The following is a 16,289-nucleotide window of genomic DNA, read 5'->3' on the forward strand; positions in this document are numbered from 1 at the left end:
AAAGCCCGCTAAATCCCGGTCAGGCGAGTTTGAAGACTAGGTCGGTCTCCCACTTGTTCCAGTCGGGCTGTTCGGCCGGGTGGGTCTTGTAGACCTCGAGGCGGGCGGCCCAGGTCTCGACGCCGTCGCGGTCGGTCATGTCCCAGCGCAGGCCCTGCTCGGCGGCCTGCGCGAGAAGCTTGCCGGTGGCGTCGGCGAGCTTGTCCGGGTGGCCGTGATGGGTGTGCACCGCGTAGCGCCCCGCCGGCAGCACGCCCGCGAAGATCTCGCCGTCGCCTTCGACCGGTGAGGCGACCGGGACGCCGGCCTCGACTTCCAGCCGGTCCGGCATCTCCAGCGAGTCGTACTTGAAGAACGGCGCCGACACCGGGGCGATCCCGCGCCCGGCCAGCCAGCCGATGACCACGGGCAGCTTGTCCGCGATCTCGGGGAAGTCGTTGATCGAGATCGTCCGCTTGATCGCCACGTAGTGCTGCTCTGGCCGGTCTTCGATCCGCATGGTGTGTTCCTCCATACCGCTGTTCTACGACCTCACACTGTGTCAGGGTCAACGCCGGAAAACCGGCCGGAGAAAATCTTCGGACGGTGTGTCGAAAGCTCTGGGGGCTGTTCGACGCGTAGGCAGAGAGCAGGCGGAAGACCCGCTCCGTACGTCGAGGAGAAGCCATGCGTTACATGTTCCTGGTCAAGGGCGACGAGAACACCGAAGCCGGCACGATGCCCGGCCCGGAGGTGTTCGAGGCGATGAACAAGTACAACGAGGAGCTCATCGCCGCGGGCGTCATGCTGGCCGCCGAAGGCCTCGCGCCCAGCTCGCACGGGCTGAAGGTGCGCTACGAGGGCAACGGCAAGACCACCGTGACAGACGGCCCGTTCACCGAGACCAAGGAGCTGCTCGCCGGATTCTGGCTGCTGCAGGTCAAGTCGCGCGAGGAGGCCATCGAATGGGCGCAGCGCGCGCCGTTCGGTGACGGCTTCGAGCTGGAGGTCCGCCGGATCTTCGCGCCCGAGGACCTGCCAGAGGGCGCGGTGCCGCAGGAGGTGCTCGAGAAGGAGGCCCAGTGGCGCGAGGCGAACGAGAAGCCGATCGGCTCCTGAGCGATTCGGTTGCCGTCACGGCCTGATCGGTGATCTGATGGCTCGCCGTGACGGCAACCGATACCCACCGCGCGATCGACGCGGTGTGGCGCATCGAATCGGCCCGGCTCATCGCCGGCCTCGCGCGCCTGGTCCGCGATGTGGGCCTCGCCGAGGAACTCGCGCAGGACGCGCTGGTCGCGGCGCTCGAACAATGGCCAGAATCGGGCGTCCCGCGTAACCCGGGCGCCTGGCTCATGACCATCGCGAAGCGGCGCGCGATCGACCAGATCCGCCGCAACGAGACCCTGCGCCGCAAGTACGCGCTGCTGGCGAACGAGCTCGAGGACGAGCCGGAACCCGAGCTGACCGCGACCATCAGCGACGACCTGCTGCGGCTGGTCTTCGTCTCGTGCCACCCGGTGCTGTCGAAGGAAGCCAGGGTCGCGCTCACGCTGAAGCTGCTGTGCGGGCTGAGCACACCGGAGATCGCGCGGGCGTTCCTGGCGTCGGAATCGACCGTGGCGCAACGCATCGTCCGGGCGAAGAAGACGCTCGCCGACGCGGGCGTGCCGTTCGAGGTGCCCGAGGGCGCCGAGCTCGCGCCCCGGCTGTCTTCGGTGCTCGAAGTCGTCTATCTGGTGTTCAACGAGGGCTACTCGGCGACCGCGGGTGACGACTGGATGCGGCCGGCGCTGGTCGAGGACGCGCTGCGCCTCGGCCGGATCCTCGCCGGGCTCGCGCCCAACGAACCCGAGGTACACGGCCTGATCGCGTTGCTGGAGATCCAGGCGTCCCGGGCACGCGCCCGCATCGGCGCCGACGGCGAGCCGGTGCTGCTGCTGGACCAGGACCGCGCCCGCTGGGACTACCTGCTCATCGGCCGCGGGCTCCAGGCGCTCGAGCGCGCCGTCGCGCTGGGCGGCGAAGGTCCGTACGTGCTGCAGGCCTCGATCGCCGCCTGCCACGCGCAGGCCCGGCGTGCCAAGGACACCGACTGGGAACGCATCGCCGCCCTGTACGAGAAGCTCGCCGACGCGGTGCCGTCGCCGGTCGTCGAGCTCAACCGCGCGGTCGCGCTGGCGATGGCGTACGGCCCCGCGGTCGGCCTCGAACTCGCCGATCAGCTCGTCGACGACCCCTCGTTGAAGAACTATCACCTGCTGCCGAGCGTGCGCGGCGACCTGCTGGCGAAGCTCGGCCGGTTCGGCGAGGCCCAGCCGGAGTTCGAGCGGGCCGCTTCGATGACGAAGAACGAACGCGAGCGCGCCCTGCTGGCCGAGCGCGCCGCGTCCTGCGCTCAGGGCGTCATGGATTGGTGAGCACCCGTGGTTTTGGACAGGGCAGGCGCGCCTCTGCCTGCCCTGTCCCCGTGTCTACGCGCGCCAGACGACCGCGTGGTGTTTTCCGTCGGCGGTCCGTGAACCACCGGCGATCGTTCCCTGGTCGTTGATCGCTTCGGCCCAGCTGTCGGCTCCACCCGGCAGCGCGCCGAGGTCGACGAGTACGCCGTTGCCGTCCCAGCGTGCCGCGAAGCCGCTGGACTGGCCGACGATCGTGCCCGCCGCGTTGACGTCCTTGGCGTCGCTGTCGGCGCCGGCGCGACCCAGCAGCGTGAGCCTGCCGGTGGCGTCCCAACGCGCGGCCTGCTGCTGAGCGAAGCTTGGGTAGCCGCCGCCGACGATCGTGCCGTCCTCGCTGACCTTGTTCGCCCAGCTCGGGTCGGTCGCCGACGGCCACGACAGTTTCGTCGGCGTGCCGAGGCGGTTCCACGCCACCGCGGCGCTATCGCCTTGCCCGACGATCGTGCCGCGGTCGTTGCTGTCGGTGATGCGGCTGGTGGTGCTGCCCTTCGGCGCGAGGTCGGTGATACGGCCGTCGACATCCCAGCGCACCGCGTGCGCGTGGCCATCGGCGTCGATGGCCTGGCCGGTGCTCATGCCTTCACGGTTGATCCCGTTCGCCGTGCTGCGCGGCCCGCCAGGGAGCGTGCCCAGGTCGGTGACGCGGTCGCGGTCCCAGCGCGTGGCGCGCGGCTCGCCCGCCGCGTTGACGGACACGCCCACGATGACGCCATCGGCGTTGATCGCCGCGGCCGCGACCGTGCGACCCCCTGGCAGGGCGGGCAACTCGCTGATCCGGCCGGTGCCGTCCCAGCGCGTCGCGGCGATGGTGCCATCGGCGCGCTCGGCGTATCCGACGATCGTGCCGTCGTCGGCGATGGCGCCGGCGTGGCTCACCTTGCCGCCGAGGGTGTCGAGCCGGGTCATCGTGCCCGTGCTGTCCCATTTCACGGCGTGCTTGGCGGACAGGTCTTGGTACGAGTGGCCGATGATCGTCCCCGCGGCGTTGATGCCTGTCACTTCGCTGTAGGCATCTCCGGGTAGCACGCCGAGGTCCCGCGGCGGGCTGCCCGGTGGCTCGGCGGCCGCGGTGGCGGCGCCGAGCACGAGCAGCGCCGCGGCGCCCGCGGCGATGGTCTTGAGGTGAAGCACGGACATGAGGGCCCCTTCCCTTGGTGCTCTGTGTCGAGCACGCCCCGGCCCCCGGCGGGGTTGCCCTAGGATTCCGACGCAACCTGGGGAGGTCCGCTGTGGACGAAGAACTGCCGCGTTTCGAAGGAGGACTGGTCGGCGCGCTCGTCGCCGTCCAGGTCGTGGTGCTGACGGCGTTTTCCGGCGGCTACGGGTTCCACCGTGACGAGCTGTACTTCGTCGCCGCCGGTGACCGGCTCGCCTGGGGTTACGTCGATCAGCCGCCGCTCACGCCGCTGCTGGCGCGGATCGCGGCGGAGGTGTTCGGCAGCGATCCGGCCGGCCTGCGCGTGATCGCGACGCTGGCCGGTGTGCTGACGGTCGTGCTGGCCGCGTTCATCGCGCGGGAGCTGGGCGGGGGCCGAGGCCCGCAGCTGTTCGCCGCCGCGACGACCGCGCTGTCCGCCTTCGTGCTGCTGATGTCGCACATGGTGTCGACCAACACGATGGACATGGTCATCTGGCTGCTCATCGGCCTGCTGGCGATCCGGTTGCTGCGCACCGGCGATGGCCGCTGGTGGGTGCCGCTCGGCGTGGTGTCGGGACTCGGCCTGACGAACAAGTGGCTGGTGTTCCTGCTGCTGTTCGCGCTCGGTGCCGCGGTGCTGGCGGTGGGGCCGCGCGCGGTGTTCCGCAGCGGCTGGCTCGCCGCCGGGGTCGGCATCGCGGTGGTGATCGCGGCCCCGTCGTTCCTCTGGCAGGCGGCCCACGGTTTCCCGCTGCTCACGGTCGCGGAGGGCATCAGCCAGGACGACGGCACGGCGAACCGGCTGACCTTCGTGCCGCTGCAGCTGGTGTATCTGTCGCCGATGCTGGTGCCGGTGTGGATCGCGGGCCTGGTCCGGCTGTGGCGCACGCCGAAGCTGCGCGCGGTCGCCTTGAGCTATCCCGTGCTGTGCGTGGTGTTGCTGGTGCTCGGCGGAAAGCCGTACTACTCGGTGCCGCTGCTGATCCTGCTGACCGCGGCGGGCGCCGAACCGACGCTCGGCTGGATCGACCGCAGGTCCAGGGTGATCATCGCGGCGGTCCTGGCCGTGGCGGCGCTTCCGGGTTCGCTGCTGATCGGGTTGCCGATCGTTCCGGCGAGTGCCTTGGCAGGCCCGATCATGGCGATGAACAAGGAACAGGGCGAGCAGGTCGGCTGGCCTGAGTTCACCGCGACGGTCGCCCGTGCCTGGGAACAGATTCCGCCCGGTCAGCAGAGCGGCGCGGTCATCTTCACGTCGAACTACGGCCAGGCGGCCGCGGTCGAGCGCTACGGTGGCAACTTCGGCCTGCCGCAGCCCTATTCCGGCCACATGTCCTACTACGACTGGGGCCCGCCGTCGGACGCGAAGACCGGCCCGGTGCTCCTCGTCGGCTTCAAGGAGGAAGCGGCGGCTCGCCGTGGTTTCCGTGACTGCCGCGTGGTCGCGGTGCACGACAACGGCATCGGCCTGGACAACGACGAGCAGGGCACCCGCCTGGCGTTGTGCGCCCGCCCGCCGAAGCCGTGGTCGCAGCTGTGGCCGGACCTGCGCGTGTATTACTGAGCGGTCCGCGCGGGTGCGTCGGCCCGGTGACCCGTCACATCGGGTTCGGGGTCACCGGGCCGAGCGGATCACCAGTTCCAGCGCAGGGCGGGCTTGGTACCGAAGATGCGTCGCAGCAAGGCAGGTCACCTCCTCCCGGAGTCGGTCATGGTCCGGCGGACCGTGAAAGGCCGGGGGATCGCGTGCTCGCTGAGCACTGGTCGCACGTCGCCACCGGCAACTGCCAGGGTGGCGTCACGGGTGAGCGCGGTCAGCGTGTCGGCGATCAGCACCTGTGCGAGTGACGCGCCGGGGCAGGTGAAGGGCCCGGCGCCGAACGAGACGCTCGGCCCGTGCCCGCTGGGGCATGCCCAGCGTTCGGGCCGGAACACCTTGGCGTCGCTCCAGCGCTGTTCGTCGTGGTGCACCAGGTACGGGCTGACCGAGACAGTGGCGCCTGCCCGCAGCGAGACACCGCCGACGCGGGTGGGCTTGGCGAGGGTGCGGCCGAGCATCCACGGCATCGGCCGGAACCGCAGCGCCTCCCGGACGATCTGGTCGACCGGCCACGGCCACGCGCCGTCCGCCGGGTTCCGCAGGCAGGCCAGGAGAACCGACCAGGCGGTCATCATGCCGATCGGCGCCACGACCGCTCTGACCATCGTCAGGTACACCTCGGCGACCAGGCGATCGGTCAGCGCGCAAGCGCCGAGCACGACGTCCAGCACATCGCGCGGCTCGGCGGCGGGGTGTTCCCGGCGCCGAGCGACCTGCCCGGCCACGGCCGTGATCAGCTTGCCCCGCACCACTTCCGCCTGGACCCGCTCCCACAGCCGCGTCGGCCGGACCACCACGCCGCCGTCGACGGCCCGCGCCAGCAGCCGCCGGGTGCCGGCCGGAGTGCCCGGATAGAGCAGCAGGTCCGCCAGGCAGCCGTACGCCAGCGCCGTCCCCGCGTCGGGCCAGTGGCTCACCGAGGGCAGCTCGGCGACCGCCTCGGCCAGCGCGGTCCGGTACCGCGGCACCCGAGCCCGCAGGAAGTCCCGCACCGCGTGGCCGACGTCGATCTGGGCCGCCCGTGTCGGCAGCAGGTCGCCGAAGAACTCCGACCGGTCGCCGTTGAATTCCGGGTCACGCAACAGGTCGTGGGCGAGGTCGGCGTCGCCGACGCACCAGCCGCCCCAGGGCAGCCGGATCACGTCGCCCGTGCTGCGCCGGTGGAGATCCTCGAGGTACGCCAGCGGGTCGCGCCGCAGCCGTCGCTTGTCGCCGATCTTCACCGGGCACCCCCTCCTCGAGCCGCTCAAGATCCTTACGAAGGATCACAAAGCTCGAGCGCCGGCGATCCGGCCTTCGGGGCGGAAGAACAGGCGTACCTCCGTACGGCCGGGAGTGCCACCACTCGCCCGGTCCATGCGCTGCCTGCCGATCCGTGGGGCGCCGCCTATGCCCTGGCGATGGCATGGCCGCCGAGCCTGTGGAGCGCGCCGGCGTTCCACGCTGATCACCTCAGAGATCCAGTGCTCCGGCGGCGTTGTCATCCCAGCGGTCAACGCGCCGGATGTACTCGTAGAGCGCGCGACTGCCCCGCACCCACCGCCCTTGATCGGCGATGGCCACGTCATCGGCCCCGGCCCGCCGGGCTTCGGTGGCGAACCCGGACCGCAGCGAGTGCCCGGTCACCGCATACGGCAGGTTCGCGCGCTCACCGGCGCGCGTGAGGATTTGATTGGTGCCGGTCGTGGTCAGCCCGTGCTCGGACAGGTTCCCGTGCCGATCGATCCGCCGGAACGCCGCTCCCTCGCTGATCCCGGCAGCCTCACGCCAAGCCCGCCACGCCCGCACCGGATCGGTCGCGAGGTTGTCCCGGCGCGGGATCGCCATCTCACCGGTGCTCTTCCCATGCCGGACGGTGACCTCCAGCCCACGATCGTCGATCTGCTTGACGTCGGTGACCAGCAGGTTCGTCAAGTCCGAGCACCGAGCCGCGATCGGGAACCCGATCAGCAGCATCGCCCGGTCCCGCCGCCCCGCGAGGGTGTCCGGGCACGCCAGCGACATCGCGCGCAGGTCGGCGAGGGTGACCATCGTGGCCTTGCCCCGCCCGAGTTCGGTCCCGGCCTGCGCGAGCCGCCTGCGGTATCCCTTGAGCGCCTGCCACGCGGCCCGGCTCGCCTCCGGTTCGACATGCACGCGGTGGTCCCGCAGCCCCGCGATCGCCCCGGTCAGCCGCCGTTCGATCGTCGACGGCGCGGCGGGAGCGGCTCGCCACGTTCCCGGTTCACCCGCGACGGTCTCGCGCTCGCTCGGTCGAAGCACCCGGCCCTGTTCAAGCCAGACGACGAAGCCGGTCAACGCGCCCGCCGTGCCCGACAGCAGCGGGATGCCGAGATCGGCCGTGTAGTCCTGCCAGATCTTCCAGTCCTGTGCGTACGCCTTGAGCGTGTTCTCAGGCCTCTGGGTTTCGACGTACTGGGTGGCGGCCTCGTCGAGCCGCTCCAGTCGCTCCTGCGGGGTGAGCTCGGCGAACCGGGGGAGTAGCGCGACATCCGCATCCCGTTCCCGCTGCCGTTCCACTTGCCGTTCTGACTGCCGTGCCAACTGCCGTTCCTGATGCTGTTGCGGCGCGATCGCCCGTGTAGGCCCGGTAAGTCCGACAGCCTCCGTGAGTCCTGCCGTCTCAGCCTCAGCGTCCGCCGATTCCGCGGCTATCGCCGATTCGGTCGGCTCTGCCGATTCCGCGGCTATCGCCGATTCGGTCGGCTCTGCCGCGTCTGCCAACTCAGTCGGCGCCACCGGTCCCTGCGGCGCGAAAGGCTCCGCTGACGCCCCGGGGGCGGCCACCCAGTTTTTCGACCCCTCGTGAAGCTCCGAGATCGCCCTCTCCTCCCGCCCGTCAGCCCGTCCCCAGCGGTGTCCGTTTTGCCCGGTAGCTCACTTGGGATATGTGACCTTATCGGAAGCTAGCTGCATCCTTCAACTCAGATATTTTTAAAACAGACTCAATATTCTTCCAAAAATATCGTGATGATAGGGTGTAAACCATGAACCCAACGCCCGAAACCGGCGACTTGGACGGCCTGAGCCTGGAGGGATTACCCCCACTTCCGCCGAGGCCTGACGAAAACGGTGACGAAAGTCGGCGGACCTGTGGCTATCGACGCTGCGGAGCCGTGTTACCGCAGGTCAGCGGCCGGGGAAACCGGGCGAGGTTCTGCCAGGACGGCAAGGCTTGGGGCACGCGGAACTTGAGCTGCCGGGATGCCGAGGCGGCGTTGGTCGATGTGGACTCCCTGCGCGAGGGGCCGGTCGCGTTGGACAGCGCCTCGGTCGAAGCGCTGGGTGCTCAGGTGACGCGGGCGGCGGAGCCGGCGCGGGAGCTGATCGAGGCGTTGACGACGATCGAGCGGCAGCTGCGCACGACCGTCGCCGAGGCGTTGACGGCGCGCGACTCGGCCGATGCCGACGCGACGGAGCAGCGCAGGCTGCGCGGGATCGCCGACGCGGCGGCGGCCGAAGCGCGCGATAAGGCCGATGACGCGTTGCGGATTTCGCAGGCGGCGGTTCGCGATCGGGAGAATCAGAAGCGGCTGCGCATCCAGGAAGAGCATGCGCGGACCGAGGCCGAGCAGGCCCAATTGCGCGCGGAAGGCGCGACGGCGGCGATGCAGGACGAGCTGGCGCGGGCGACCGCGCGGGCGGAAGCCGCTGTCGGGCAGGTGGCGGAGCTGGACAAGACGCTCGCCGCCACGGTCGCCGAGCTGGCCGCGGTGCGGAGTTCGTTCGAGGAGTCGAAGACGGCGTTGAACGACGAGCGGGCTCGGGCGGCGGCGGCCGAAGAACGGGGTGAGGGGTTGTCGCGGGAGGCGGCCAAGCTGCGTGAGCAGGTCGAAGCGGCGGAAAGGGGGTACCGCCAGGAGCTGTCCGAGGCGCGTGCGGCGATCGAGCGGGCACGGGCGGAGACCGAGCAGGTCCGTGTGCACGCCGAGGAAACGCGGGGCAGGCTCGAGCAGGAAGTGCGGGCGACGCGGGTGGTGCAGGACGGTGTGCTGGCGGAGCTGCGGGCGTCGATCAACTCACTGAACCGGGATCTGGGGGCGGCCGAGCATGCCCGGCAAGTCGCCGAGGACCGGGCGGAAGCCGCCGGAACGCGGTTCGCCGTCGTGCGCGACCTGGTGGCCGAACACGACGGCGAACTGTCCGAGACGGTGCGAGAACTCCTGCGTGGTGCGCTCGCTCCGTGAGCCGCCTGCGTGATGAGGCGGTAAGTGCTGCTCTCCAGGAAATAACCCCTGCGAGGTGGTCGCGGGGACAGCCGGGGAGGAGCGGAGTCGCAGGCTGCGGCTGCGCGAGGGTGACTCACGCAACCGCAGCCTGTGGTCACGGGCTCTTCAGTTCTTCAAGGCAGAGTGCCTTGGTGGTGGGGAGCAAGCCGCCTGACTTCGACCAGCGCAATACCGTCTTGGCGGTGGGGACCGAGGCGCAAGTGCTCGTGTCGCCGGGGATCGCGATTGACGGGGCGTCTTCGATCGCGGCGACCTTGTAGTCGGCTTCGGGGCCGCACTCGATCTTCTTGGCGTCGTCGGTGCCGGAGCGCTTGAGGCAGTCGCCGACCGCGGGCATGCGCTCGCCGGGGTTCTTGAGGTTCTCCAGGCAGTACAGGGTGCCGGTGCCGCCGGATTTGCCGTACCAGAACGTCGCGTCGGTGTTGGGGAAGGGGTCGCAGGCCGAGGAGAACTTGACCGACAACTCGTTCTGGTCCTTCACGACGCCAGAAACCTTGTAGTTGGCGTCAGGGCCGCAGTCGACACTGGAGATGCTGTCGGCGTCGTTGCTGTTGCCCTTGAGGCAGTCGCCGACGTCGTGGCTGGCCGAGGAGAACGAGCCACCGGAGAACACGCGCACCCCGAGGACGATCAGGCCGATCACGATGGGGATGGCGAACCGCAGCAAGACTTTGAGGCCGCGCTTCGGCTTGGCGGGCTGTGCCGGGGCGGGCGGGGCCGGCGGGAACTCGGGAAGGGAAGCAGGCGGCGGGGGCGGGAATTCGGGCTGGCCGGACTGCGGTGGCGTGGTCATAGTGTTCCCCAGGGTGAAAGTCGATCGTAGTGCGCTCACTCTAGGTGATGACTCTCGTCTGGTATGACCCGATTCCCCAACAGCGTCCGTTATCACACCCCGCCGGACGTCCGCCGACGATGGTCGTGAGCGTGGCGACCGGTCATTGGCCGGAAGTCGCGGATGGCGTCGCGGGAACCTGACCCTCCTGAGCCGTCCGGTCCGCACGCACGCCACCTCCGTAACGCTCAGCGTGACAGAAGTCCCGTTCGTTACGCGCCGGCCCTCCCCAGTGCGCGCAAAACCGGCCTACCCAAGTCCGTTGGCGGTGCGCCGGTTCGTCCACGTGAGCGCCACTTTCACAACGCTCAACGTTGTGAAAGTGGCGCTCACGTGGACGAACCGGCCCGAGGTGAACGCCGAATCACCGGAATTCTCTGTACGTAGTACGGCGTTGTGTTATCGTGGTTGTCGTACAACGTACAGAGTGAGGGGTTTCTGGGTGGGCAATCCCGAATACGCGGTCGTCACCGACGGGCTGCGGAAGAACTATGGCGACGCTGTCGCCTTGCGGGGAATCGATCTGGCGGTGCCTGCGGGCTCGGTGTGCGGGCTGCTCGGGCCGAACGGCGCTGGCAAGACCACGACCGTGCGGATTTTGAGCACGTTGCTGCGCTACGACGGCGGGCGGGCCGAGGTCGCCGGGTTCGATGTGGCGCGCCGGGGCGCCGATGTGCGGCGCAGTATCGGGCTGGTCGGGCAGCACGCGGCGGTGGACGAGGTGCTCAGCGGCAGGCAGAACCTGGTGATGTTCGGGCGGCTGCATCATCTGCGGCCGCAGGCGGCGCGGCGGCGTGCGGATGAGCTGCTGGCCGAGTTCGGGCTCGACGAGGCAGGCGGGAAGCCGGTGAAGCAGTACTTGGGCGGGATGCGGCGGCGGCTGGATCTCGCGGCGGGGTTGCTGCTGTCGCCCGCGGTGCTGTTCCTGGACGAGCCGACGACCGGGCTGGATCCGCGCGGGCGGGCCGAGGTGTGGGCGGCCGTGCGGTCGCTGGTGGCCGGGGGCATGACGGTGCTGCTGACCACGCAGTACCTGGAGGAGGCCGATCAGCTCGCGGACCGGATCGCGGTCGTCGACCACGGCACGGTCATCGCCGACGGGACGCCGGCCGAGCTCAAGTCGGCGCTGGGCGGTGACCGGATCGAGGTGGTGCTGCGGACCGGTGAGGACGCGTCGCGGGCGGCGAAGCTGATCGGGGCGGCGCTTGGCGCCGAGGTGGCGGCCGATGCCGAGACCTACCGGGTCAGCGTCGCGGTGGCGGACCGGGTGCGGGCGCTGACCGAGGTGACCAGGGCGCTCGACGAGGCGGGGGTTCCCGCGGACGACATCGCGCTGCGGGGGCCGACGCTCGACGAGGTCTTCCTGCGCCTGACCGAGAAGGAGAACGCATGAGCGCGCTGCGCTGGGCTGTCGAGGACAGCTGGACGGTGACCCGGCGCTACCTCATCCATCTGGGGCGGCAGCCGGAACAGCTCGTGATGCTGGCGGCGTTCCCGATCCTGCTGGTGCTGATGTTCGGGTACCTGCTCGGTGGCGGGATGACGGTACCGGGTGGCGGGAACTACCTGGAGTTCCTGATGCCGGGCATGTTCGCGATGACCATGGGATTCGGCATGGCGGCGACGATGATCGCGGTGCTCGACGACGCGTCGAAAGGCGTCACCGACCGGTTCCGCTCGCTGCCGATGGCGCCGTCGGCCGTGCTGGTAGGGCGGAGCCTGGCGGACATGGTCAGCGCGGTGATCGCGCTGGCGGCGGTCGTCGGGAGCGGGTTCGCCGTCGGGTGGCGGCCGCATGGCGGTCTCGGCGCGACGCTGGGCGCGTTCGGGTTGCTGCTCCTGCTGCGGTTCTCGCTGCTGTGGGTGGGGATCTACCTGGGGTTGAAGATCCGCACGCCGTCGTCGGTGACGCTGGTGCAGACGCTGGAGTTCCCGTTCGGGTTCCTGTCGGGGGTGTTCGTCGCGACGAGCACGATGCCGGCGTGGCTGGGCACTATCGCGGACTGGAATCCGTTGTCGTCGACCGCGGGCGCGGCGCGGGAGCTGTTCGGCAATCCCGGCTGGGGCGGGGATTCGTGGATCACCGGGCACGGCGTGCTGATGGCGGCGGTGTGGCCGGTGGTGATCCTCGCGGTGTTCTTCCCGCTGTCCGTGCGCGCCTATCGCGGGCTCGGGGCGTAACGATCTTCAGGTGCCACACGACAAGCCAGTATCGTACTTTGTACAGAGTTAGGGGTGTGGGTGACTTTTCCCGGATATGCGGCGGTGTTCGAAGCGGGGGATCCGCCGAGGTCGGGCCGGATGGTCTTCTGGTCGCCGGAGGGCGGCGCGCTGCCGTCCGGCGAGGCGGGATCGGTGACCGTGATGCTTCCCGAGGGCGCGCGGACCGTGCCCGCGGTGCGGCTGGGCGTCGACGCGGCGGCGCCGATGCTGCACGCGGCGCGGAACCAGGCCGGGGCGCACCGGTCGGTGGTGTTCTGGGGTGCGCTGGTCGACGCGGCGTGGCGGCTGGCCGCGCGCGGGCGGCTGCTGCCGGGGGTTTCTGCCGACGGGTTCGACGCGTGGCGTGCCGGTCCCCTCGCCGCCGACGAGTCCGGCCATCTGCGTGCGCTCGGTGAGGCGATGCCGCCGGAGGCCAGAGCCGTCACGCCGGACGGGCTGCTCGCCGACGCGCACGGTTTGACCAGGGACTTCGTGGACGCCGTCGTGGACGGACTGCCGCGAACACCGGCGGCCGTACGGCTGGCCGGTGCGCCCGCGTTCGCGGCGAAGGCTCCGCACCGGGTGCCCGAGCTGCGAGGGTGGGCCGATGAGGTCGCGGCCGGTCTCGACGCCGGGGTGCGGCTGTCGCTGCGGATCGAAGGCGACTTCGAAGGCGACTTCGACGGAGCCGAGTTCCGGGCGGTGCTGCAGGTGCACAGCCTGGCCGATCCGGCGCAGGTCAGCGACGCGGCCGAGCTGTGGGCCGACGGCGCTGGGCCGAGAGCGCGGATCGACACGCTGCTGGCGGTGCGGCGGGTGGCGCGGGTGTGGCCGGTGCTGGAGCAGCTGCTGCACGCTGCCGTGCCCGACGCGGTCCGGCTCACCGACGCCGATCTCGGGGAGCTGCTCGGCTCGGTGCTGCCGCGGCTGGCGGCGATCGGTGTCGAGGTGCGCTGGCCGAAGGACCTCGAGCTCGGGCTGACCGCGCGGGCCGTGGTCGATGCCGGCGAGTCGGCGGGTGAGTCGTTCTTCGGCGCGGACACGCTGTTCGGGTTCGACTGGCAGCTCGCGCTCGGCGACGGCGCGCTGACCGAGGCGGAGATGGATCAGCTGGCCGAGGCGCATCGGCCGGTGGTGCGCCTGCGCGGGCGGTGGCTGCTGCTCGATCCGGCGCTGGCGCGCAAGGCCCGTGACCGGGCGTTGAAGCCGCTCACCCCGATCGACGCGCTGGGTGCGGCGCTGACCGGGACCGCCGACATCGAGGGCGAGCGGGTCGACGTCGTCTCGAACGGCTGGCTCGAAGCGTTGCGCGCGCGGCTGACGGAGGCGCCCGAACCGGCTCCGCAGCCCGCCGCGCTGGCCGCGACGCTGCGCGATTACCAGCTGCGCGGGCTGAACTGGCTCGACCGGATGACCTCGCTCGGGCTGGGCGGGTGCCTGGCCGACGACATGGGCCTGGGCAAGACGATCACGCTGATCGCGCTGCACCTGCATCGCGCGTCCGGGCCGACGCTGGTGGTCTGCCCGGCGTCGCTGCTGGGCAACTGGGAACGCGAGATCCGCCGGTTCGCGCCCGGTACCGCGGTGCGGCGGTTCCACGGCGGCGAGCGGTCACTCGACGACGTGACCGACGGGTTCGTGCTGACCACCTACGGGACGATGCGGCTGGACGCCGAGCGGCTGGCGGGCCCGCGGTGGGGTCTGCTGGTGGCCGACGAGGCGCAGCACGTCAAGAACGCGCGGTCGGGCACGGCGAAGGCGTTGCGGCGGATCCCGGCGCAGGCGCGGGTCGCGCTGACGGGCACGCCGGTGGAGAACAACCTCTCCGAGTTGTGGGCGCTGCTGGATTGGACGACGCCGGGACTGCTGGGCTCGCTCGGGTCGTTCCTGACGCGCTGGTCGGACGATCTGGACGGGTTGTCGCGGCTGGTGCGCCCGTTTCTGTTGCGGCGCAAGAAGACCGACCCGGGTATCGCGCCCGAGCTGCCGCCCAAGACCGAGACGGACCGGCCGGTCGGGCTCACCAAGGAGCAGGCCGGGCTGTACGAGGCGGTGGTGCGCGAGACGCTGGCGCAGATCGCCGAAAGCGACGGGATGGCGCGGCGCGGGCTGGTGATGAAGCTGTTCACCGGGCTCAAGCAGATCTGCAACCACCCCGCGCAGTACCTCAAGGACGGCGGGCACGCGGCCGGGCGGTCCGGGAAGCTCGAGCTGCTCGACGAGCTGCTGGACACGATCCTCGCCGAGGACGGCGCGGTGCTGGTGTTCACGCAGTACGTGACGATGGCGCGGATCATCGAGAGCCATCTCGCCTCGCGCGGGATCACCACGCAGCTGCTGCACGGTGGCACTCCGGTGCCGAAGCGGGAGGAGCTGGTGCGCCGGTTCCAGGCCGGTGAGGCGCCGGTGTTCCTGTTGTCGCTCAAGGCGGCGGGCACCGGGCTGAACCTGACGCGGGCCGATCACGTCGTGCATTTCGACCGCTGGTGGAACCCGGCGGTGGAGGACCAGGCGACCGACCGCGCCTACCGGATCGGGCAGACGCGCCCGGTGCAGGTGCACCGGCTGATCGCCGAGGGCACCGTCGAGGACGGGATCGGGGCGATGCTGCGGGGCAAGCGCGCGCTCGCCGACGCCGTGCTGGCCTCGGGTGAGGCCGCGCTGACCGAACTGACCGACGCCGAACTGGCCGAGCTCGTGGAGTTGCGATGAACGATCGGGTACGGGGTTTCCCGGCTTTCGGCGTGGTCAAGCGCGGCGCCGGGCGGTTCGCGCGGTCGTGGTGGGGCCAGGCGTGGATCAAGGCGATGGAGGACAGCGCGCTCGCGCTCGACCCGCTCAAGCGGGGCAGGCGGTTCGCCTACGCGGGACGGGTCGGCACGATCACGGTCAGCCCGGGGCGGCTGAGCGCGACCGTAGACGGCAGCCCGGACGGGTTGTTCCAGACCCGGGTCACGCTGGCGCGGCTCAGTGACGCCGACTGGGAGAGGTTCCTCGACCGGGTCGCGGCGCGGGCGTCGCATCTGGCGGCGTTGCTGGACAAGGACATGCCGCGGGATCTGGTGTCGGCCGCGGAGGACGCCGGTGTGGAGCTGCTGCCGGGGATCGGTGACCTGGAGCCGGAGTGCGACTGTCCCGGCTGGGAGTTGCCGTGCGAGCACGCGGCGGCGTTGTGTTATCAGGTGTCGTGGCTGCTGGACGCGGATCCGTTCGTGTTGCTGCTGCTGCGCGGACGTGGTGAGCGTGAGCTGCTCGACGCGCTGAACCTGCGCAACGCTCCGCCGGTGCAGCGGCGCGGGGTCAGCGGTGAGGTGGCGTACGCGCGGGAGTTGCCGCCGCTGCCCGAGCCGCTGGGCGCGGGTGTGTTCACGCCGGTGGAGTTGCCACCAGGGCCTGAGGTGGCGCCGTTGGTCGCGAACGCGGCCGAGCAGGCGCGGCGGCTGCTGGCGGGGGAGCCCGCGCTGGATCTGCGGCAGGACACGGTCCGGCTGGCGGCGTCGGACGCGGGGTTGCGCGCGCGGTACCCGGAGCTGGACCGGGCCGCGGTGGCGTGGTCCTACGGCGGGCTGGCGGCGGTGAAGACGCTGGAGTCGCCATGGACCCCACCGAAGCAGGCCCAGGCCCGTGCCACGGCCGTCCTCGAAGCGGACGGCCACGTCGTGGAGGTCTCGCGCAACCGGTTCACGCTGGCGGACCGGGACCTGCAGCTGCGGCTCGGTCGTGACGAGCGCTGGTATCCCTACCGCGACCACGACGGCGAGTGGTGGCCCGCAGGCCCGCCCGCCGACCTCCCCACCCTCCTGGCAACCCACGCCTAAAGGGCTCGTGAGTGTTTAGACCGGTTAGA

13 protein-coding genes are annotated in these 16,289 nt (G+C 70.7%); 8 read left to right on the top strand and 5 right to left on the bottom strand.

Annotated elements, in window-relative coordinates:
• Positions 1-19 precede the first annotated feature (19 nt).
• The gene (locus BLV57_RS05655) at positions 20-499 is read right to left on the bottom strand and encodes a GyrI-like domain-containing protein (protein ID WP_091287408.1); all 480 of its coding nucleotides are present in this window, start codon (positions 497-499) and stop codon (positions 20-22) included.
• Positions 500-666: 167 nt separating this feature from the next.
• Here BLV57_RS05655 and BLV57_RS05660 point away from each other — a divergent pair, with 167 nt between their 5' ends.
• Together BLV57_RS05660 and BLV57_RS05665 are read left to right on the top strand one after the other, a co-directional pair.
• Positions 667-1,098, top strand: a complete 432-nt coding sequence (locus tag BLV57_RS05660) for a YciI family protein (RefSeq protein ID WP_091287410.1) — start codon at positions 667-669, stop codon at positions 1,096-1,098.
• A 47-nt stretch (positions 1,099-1,145) separates the two neighbouring features.
• The gene (locus tag BLV57_RS05665; protein WP_091287413.1) at positions 1,146-2,399 is read left to right on the top strand and encodes an RNA polymerase sigma factor; all 1,254 of its coding nucleotides are present in this window, start codon (positions 1,146-1,148) and stop codon (positions 2,397-2,399) included.
• Between the two features lie 54 nt (positions 2,400-2,453).
• On the opposite strand, the gene BLV57_RS05670 is transcribed toward BLV57_RS05665, so the two are convergent.
• Positions 2,454-3,578, bottom strand: coding sequence for a hypothetical protein (locus BLV57_RS05670; RefSeq protein WP_091287416.1), 1,125 nt, complete (start codon positions 3,576-3,578; stop codon positions 2,454-2,456).
• Positions 3,579-3,670: 92 nt separating this feature from the next.
• On the opposite strand from BLV57_RS05670, the gene BLV57_RS05675 reads away from it, so the two are divergent.
• Positions 3,671-5,143, top strand: a complete 1,473-nt coding sequence (locus BLV57_RS05675) for a glycosyltransferase family 39 protein (RefSeq protein ID WP_245757164.1) — start codon at positions 3,671-3,673, stop codon at positions 5,141-5,143.
• Positions 5,144-5,268: 125 nt separating this feature from the next.
• Here BLV57_RS05675 and BLV57_RS05680 read toward each other — a convergent pair whose 3' ends face one another.
• Both BLV57_RS05680 and BLV57_RS05685 read right to left on the bottom strand, forming a co-directional pair.
• Positions 5,269-6,402, bottom strand: coding sequence for a cytochrome P450 (locus tag BLV57_RS05680; RefSeq protein ID WP_218134608.1), 1,134 nt, complete (start codon positions 6,400-6,402; stop codon positions 5,269-5,271).
• A 229-nt stretch (positions 6,403-6,631) separates the two neighbouring features.
• The gene (locus BLV57_RS05685; RefSeq protein ID WP_245757165.1) at positions 6,632-7,723 is read right to left on the bottom strand and encodes a site-specific integrase; all 1,092 of its coding nucleotides are present in this window, start codon (positions 7,721-7,723) and stop codon (positions 6,632-6,634) included.
• A gap of 572 nt (positions 7,724-8,295) precedes the next feature.
• Here BLV57_RS05685 and BLV57_RS05690 point away from each other — a divergent pair.
• On the top strand, positions 8,296-9,366 hold the full coding sequence (locus BLV57_RS05690; RefSeq protein ID WP_143046988.1) for a coiled-coil domain-containing protein: 1,071 nt from the start codon (positions 8,296-8,298) through the stop codon (positions 9,364-9,366).
• A gap of 136 nt (positions 9,367-9,502) precedes the next feature.
• Here BLV57_RS05690 and BLV57_RS05695 read toward each other — a convergent pair whose 3' ends face one another.
• Positions 9,503-10,201 (bottom strand): LppU/SCO3897 family protein, encoded by a 699-nt coding sequence (locus BLV57_RS05695; protein WP_091287422.1) that lies wholly within the window; start codon positions 10,199-10,201, stop codon positions 9,503-9,505.
• A gap of 481 nt (positions 10,202-10,682) precedes the next feature.
• Between BLV57_RS05695 and BLV57_RS05700 the strand changes: the two genes are divergently transcribed.
• The 4 genes from BLV57_RS05700 (at position 10,683) to BLV57_RS05715 (ending at position 16,260) form a co-directional block, all read left to right on the top strand.
• Positions 10,683-11,633, top strand: coding sequence for an ATP-binding cassette domain-containing protein (locus tag BLV57_RS05700; RefSeq protein ID WP_091287424.1), 951 nt, complete (start codon positions 10,683-10,685; stop codon positions 11,631-11,633).
• Between the two features lie 5 nt (positions 11,634-11,638).
• Positions 11,639-12,421 carry an ABC transporter permease gene (locus BLV57_RS05705; RefSeq protein ID WP_091287897.1) on the top strand — a complete coding sequence of 261 codons (783 nt, stop codon included), beginning with the start codon at positions 11,639-11,641 and terminating at the stop codon, positions 12,419-12,421.
• A gap of 246 nt (positions 12,422-12,667) precedes the next feature.
• Positions 12,668-15,154 carry a DEAD/DEAH box helicase gene (locus BLV57_RS05710; protein WP_425425961.1) on the top strand — a complete coding sequence of 829 codons (2,487 nt, stop codon included), beginning with the start codon at positions 12,668-12,670 and terminating at the stop codon, positions 15,152-15,154.
• A complete protein-coding gene (locus BLV57_RS05715) occupies positions 15,151-16,260 on the top strand; it encodes an SWIM zinc finger family protein (protein WP_091287426.1) in 1,110 nt (369 codons plus the stop codon). Before BLV57_RS05710 ends, BLV57_RS05715 begins: the two co-directional genes overlap by 4 nt.
• Positions 16,261-16,289: the final 29 nt, after the last annotated feature.

This window comes from Amycolatopsis xylanica (genome assembly GCF_900107045.1).
GTDB lineage: Bacteria > Actinomycetota > Actinomycetes > Mycobacteriales > Pseudonocardiaceae > Amycolatopsis > Amycolatopsis xylanica.